The sequence below is a fragment of the Corynebacterium tuberculostearicum genome (genome assembly GCF_032821615.1).
In the GTDB taxonomy this organism is placed as follows: domain Bacteria; phylum Actinomycetota; class Actinomycetes; order Mycobacteriales; family Mycobacteriaceae; genus Corynebacterium; species Corynebacterium tuberculostearicum_H.
Genome location: NZ_JAVBIF010000037.1, coordinates 1 through 4142 on the forward strand (window position 1 = coordinate 1; position 4142 = coordinate 4142).

General features: G+C 55.6%; 5 protein-coding genes and 1 pseudogene. 3 read left to right on the forward strand and 3 right to left on the reverse strand.

Features of this window, described 5'->3' with window-relative positions; genetic code table 11:
* Positions 1 to 142: 142 nt before the first annotated feature.
* A complete protein-coding gene (locus RAE09_RS11670) occupies positions 143 to 1339 on the forward strand; it encodes a replication initiation protein (RefSeq protein WP_316981757.1) in 1197 nt (398 codons plus the stop codon).
* Positions 1340 to 1469: 130 nt separating this feature from the next.
* Here RAE09_RS11670 and RAE09_RS11675 read toward each other — a convergent pair whose 3' ends face one another.
* Complete coding sequence (locus tag RAE09_RS11675) at positions 1470 to 1625, reverse strand: hypothetical protein (protein WP_200436343.1); 156 nt, start codon at positions 1623 to 1625, stop codon at positions 1470 to 1472.
* Positions 1626 to 2125: 500 nt separating this feature from the next.
* Here RAE09_RS11675 and RAE09_RS11680 point away from each other — a divergent pair, with 500 nt between their 5' ends.
* Complete coding sequence (locus tag RAE09_RS11680; RefSeq protein ID WP_316981758.1) at positions 2126 to 2530, forward strand: P-loop NTPase family protein; 405 nt, start codon at positions 2126 to 2128, stop codon at positions 2528 to 2530.
* Between the two features lie 49 nt (positions 2531 to 2579).
* A complete protein-coding gene (locus tag RAE09_RS11685; RefSeq protein ID WP_200436342.1) occupies positions 2580 to 2822 on the forward strand; it encodes a hypothetical protein in 243 nt (80 codons plus the stop codon).
* Positions 2823 to 2844: 22 nt separating this feature from the next.
* Here RAE09_RS11685 and RAE09_RS11975 read toward each other — a convergent pair whose 3' ends face one another.
* Positions 2845 to 3273 carry a lactococcin 972 family bacteriocin gene (locus tag RAE09_RS11975; RefSeq protein ID WP_200436345.1) on the reverse strand — a complete coding sequence of 143 codons (429 nt, stop codon included), beginning with the start codon at positions 3271 to 3273 and terminating at the stop codon, positions 2845 to 2847.
* A gap of 613 nt (positions 3274 to 3886) precedes the next feature.
* Positions 3887 to 4142: pseudogene (locus RAE09_RS11690) on the reverse strand (IS110 family transposase); the annotation flags it as partial.

Genomic DNA, 4142 nt, shown 5'->3' on the forward strand with positions numbered 1-4142 from the left:
CGGACGCGGTGATCGTCAACCGGGTCTTCGAGACGGCCTGAGAACGCCGGCACGCAGCGGCCATCAGGAAATGAGAAACTGGGTCGTCTCGGCTCTCCGCCCAACTTTGCAACAGCACCCTTTAGGACGGTGCGAGTACGTCATGCTTACCAGTAAGCAGTATGCCGCCGTCCTGGTTGTTGACGTTGACCAGATAGGAACAGCCGGTGGTGACCCCGCAGACTTAAACCCTTATGTACGTAGTGTGGTGCGCTCACTTATTTCGCACACCATCGGGCCGGCTTGGGTGGGAATCAACCCGACTAACGGGAAAGCTCAGTTCATTTGGCTTATTGATCCCGTCTACGCTGACCGGGGTGGTAAATCAGCGCAGATGAAGTTGCTGGCAGCAACCACACGCGTACTAGGTGAGCTTTTAGACCACGATCCGCATTTTTCTCACCGCTTTAGTCGCAACCCGTTTTACACAGGCAAAGCTCCTACGGCTTATCGTTGGTACAGGCAGCACAACCGGGTGATGCGTCTTGGAGACTTGGTAAAAAAGGTGAGGGACATGGCAGGACACGACCAGTTCAACCCCACCCCGCGCCAACAGTTTTCCTCTGGCCGGGAACTTATCAATGCAGTTAAAACCCGTCGCGAGGAAGCCCAAGCATTTAAAGCTCTTGCCCAGGACGTAGATGCTGAAATCGCTGATGGTCTTGACCAATACGATCCGGAGCTTATTGACGGTGTGCGCGTGCTGTGGATTACCCCAGGTAAAGCGGCACGTGACGAAACCGCCTTCCGTCATGCGCTCAAGGCCGGCCACCGTCTGCGCCAACAAGGGCAGCGCCTGACGGACGCTGCCATTATCGATGCCTACGAGCACGCCTACAACGTCGCCCAGACACACGGCGGAGCCGGGCGTGACAGTGAGATGCCACCCATGCGCGACCGCCAAACCATGGCACGTCGCGTGCGTGGCTACGTCACCCAGTCCAAGAGTAAGGCTTATGGAAGCACTAGCGCGCCAGGAAAAGCCACCAGCAGCGAACGCAAAGCACTAGCCACCATGGGCCGCAGAGGCGGCCAGAAAGCCGCACAACGCTGGAAAACCGACCCCGAAGGTAAATATGCGCAAGCACAAAGGTCGAAGCTCGAAAAGACACATCGTAAGAAGCGAGTGGAAGGTCAGACTACGCGCGCCCGTATACAAGCCTTAATCGGTGACTCCTATGTACAAACAGGGGCCGTGTTGACGCGTAAGCAAATAATGGAGGAGACGGGGCTGTCTCGTGCGACGGTCACTCGACACCTTGCTGCGCTGCGTGAACAAGGAATGGTTCCTGCGGAGTAAAAAGGGGCTCACACCGTAAGCAATATACGGTTCCCCTGCCGTTAGGCAGTTAAGTAAAACCTCTCTTAACAAGACTGGGTTTGATGGACTATGTCCCGGTGTCACTAAGAGTGCCAATAGTGTGTTGCCGCTACGGCCAGAAGTCGAGTAGGTCGAGCAGTTCGTTCCAGCTGTGGATCGTGGCCATGGGGTCGGCAAGAATCGCGCCGACGGCAGCGCCTAGCGCGAGCGAGCGCAGCTCGGAGAGTCGCCTAAGACTGGTGCGGGGGTTCGAGTTTCTTTGCATGGAAAGCTCCTTTGCACGTCCCGTATTTCGGTCGTGCGGAAAAGGAATATCGCAACCGCCGCGTTGTCCGGCTCCGGGTGCTCGGGGCGCTCGGTCTGGGCTGCCGCCCGAGCCGTCCGGCTCGGTTGCCCCGATACAGTCCTCGCGTACTCAATCGCGCAGAAGCCCCCAGCCCTCCGTGGGTACCGCCGCCGGGTCTTCAACGGCTTAGACGGGCACACAGCGCGCCGCGAGAAGCCGCCACACCGCCCCGCAGGACTGATAAGCGCGGTCGGGCGGAATGTTGCCAAATATGTTGCTGGCCCACCGGCCAGTCCTGGCGGACAAGCCGGGCAGTTTTGCGGCGGGGTGCCGTCAGTCTTTCGGGCCGGAGGAACCGGCCCGAGCCCACGCCGCGAAGCGGCTTGGGAGACACACACTATATGCACTCTTAGTGACATCGGGTGACCAGGCATTTCAGTGCCTGGCGACTTTTATCGCACGTGCGATAAAGTGGGGGCATGGCGACCCAAAAAGAAGTCTGCGAAAGGTGCGGCAAACCAATCCCGCAACGGACGGATCCGCGTGGGCGGCAGGCGCGGTTTTGCTCGGGTGCATGCCGTGCTGCTGCGTCGCGTGAACGCCGTAAGCGACAGCACCAAGAGGAGTTGGCGCAGGCGCATGAGCAAGCCACGCTGAAGCTGCGTACCCCCAGAGAGGAGGTAGCTGACGCGGCTCGTGTCGTCAGGGAGATGACTCGCGATCTCCGGGCGGGGCGCGAGTTTTACGTCAGTGATGAGCACCAGGAGTTAGTGCTTGCGGTGCGTGAGTTTGCCGAGCTTATGGATAAAAATGCGCGCCGTTCTGCCGCTCCTTCAGGCTTGAATCGTGCCGCCCGGAGGGCAAAGAAAAAGCGCCGACGTTAGGAAATATTTCAGGACGTGCACACTTCGTTTATGGGATACAATTTTTTGCATGGGGAACGAGATAAACATCGAACAAATAATTGTCAGAACAAAAACTGCTATTGAGAGCCTAAAAAGCGTAGATAATTTTCTGGAAGAACTTGATTCTCTTGTAGGGAAAGAAGTTGAGGCATGGGACTATCTCAATCATCGGATGTTTCCTGAAGAAAGGAATTCTATTTTTGATTTGATAGAGGTCCTTGAAAACGAATTGCTTCCAGAAGCGGAAAGCCGCGCCCAGAACGTTCTTTAGGCGCGGCTTCTTAATTTAGAATCTACTGGTTATCCCAGTAGACGTTGCATGTCCCGGCAGTTATCCCTGCCATGACGCTGGCTTTCGCCCAATTGTTAGGGCGTACCGTCTTGCTGTCGGTTAGGGTGCCCATCGATACGCTGGCTCTGTGCGAACGGCTTGGGTGGTTGTAGTGGGAAAAGCATCGCTTGGTGGTGCCGTTAATGAGCTCCCACCCGTAGTTCCAGCTTCCTCCTCCGACTTGTTCAGTTTTGGTTCCTGGGAATCCAGGAATTTTGCGGAAAGAAGTTCCGTCCTGCGACGGAGAATCGATGTCAAGTGTTGCTACCCCAGACGTAGGGTTTCCCTCAGAGTCTACTGTTAGAACTTTATTGTCGATGACCTGAGGCTCATTAGGCGTTTGGGCAGATGCCTGTGGAGCGACAGCTACCAGAGTCGAAGCGGACAGAATTGTTGCGGCAAGGCGGAGATACTCTCATAGAGTCCTCATTTCCTGTCTAATGTGTGCCAGATGAAAAGAAAGAGAGTACTGCGTACTCAGCATCAGCATATTGCAGACCGTATTAGTCTGCAGTAGATAGAATTTAAACTTCTTGTTCCTAGTAAATGCCTATTTTTCAGGAGCGGAGTTAGACAACCATCGTGCTCTAACACAACATATGCGGACACATTTGTAGATGAAGGTGTAGGTCGCATGGCTAACGATATGGAGTCTGGGACGGATGAGTTTTTGACGCAATGGATGCTGCATCCCGGTCGGGTAATTCGGATGGGGAGTCGTTGCGTCACGCCCAGGAGATCATTCGACACTGGCTAGGAAAATAGGCCGCGAAGGCGTCCGAAGAATCCTTGCTGTGGGGGTTGCTTGGGTTCTTCCTCGTGTGCAGTCTCTGCTTCTGCTGAGGAAGGTGTGGGGGGTGTTCCTATATAGGTTGTCAACTCCGTGGGTGGGCTTGTTTGGGGGTGTGAACGGCTTCTGCTTCGTCTCGTAGATGTTGTTTTGGGTACCTTGAGGAGCCGATTGGGCTTGCTGTGCAATCGGCTTGGATGGGGGTCTGGTGGCTTTAGGCTGCTGCGGCCTTCTGGATTGTGGGGATGTCTCGGTAGTGCTCGCCGTTTCGCATCATGGCGAAGAGGACGTTGAGGCGTCGGCGTGCGAGTGCGACGACTGCGGCGTTGTGTCTTTTGCCTTCTTTGCGTTTTGTTCATAGAGTTGCCGGGAACGCTCGTGGAATCTGATCGATGCAAAAGACGATTGCCATAGGGCGTTCTTTAATTTTTGTTGAGCGATCGTCTGCCCCCATGTGTTGGGCGACTGCG

Coding starts and splice junctions, on each gene's coding strand:
- RAE09_RS11680 (WP_316981758.1), top strand. CDS start 2,126: ATGGCGACCCAAAAAGAAGTCTGCGAAAGGTGCGGCAAACCAATCCCG.
- RAE09_RS11675 (WP_200436343.1), bottom strand. CDS start 1,625: ATGCAAAGAAACTCGAACCCCCGCACCAGTCTTAGGCGACTCTCCGAG.
- RAE09_RS11685 (WP_200436342.1), top strand. CDS start 2,580: ATGGGGAACGAGATAAACATCGAACAAATAATTGTCAGAACAAAAACT.
- RAE09_RS11670 (WP_316981757.1), top strand. CDS start 143: ATGCTTACCAGTAAGCAGTATGCCGCCGTCCTGGTTGTTGACGTTGAC.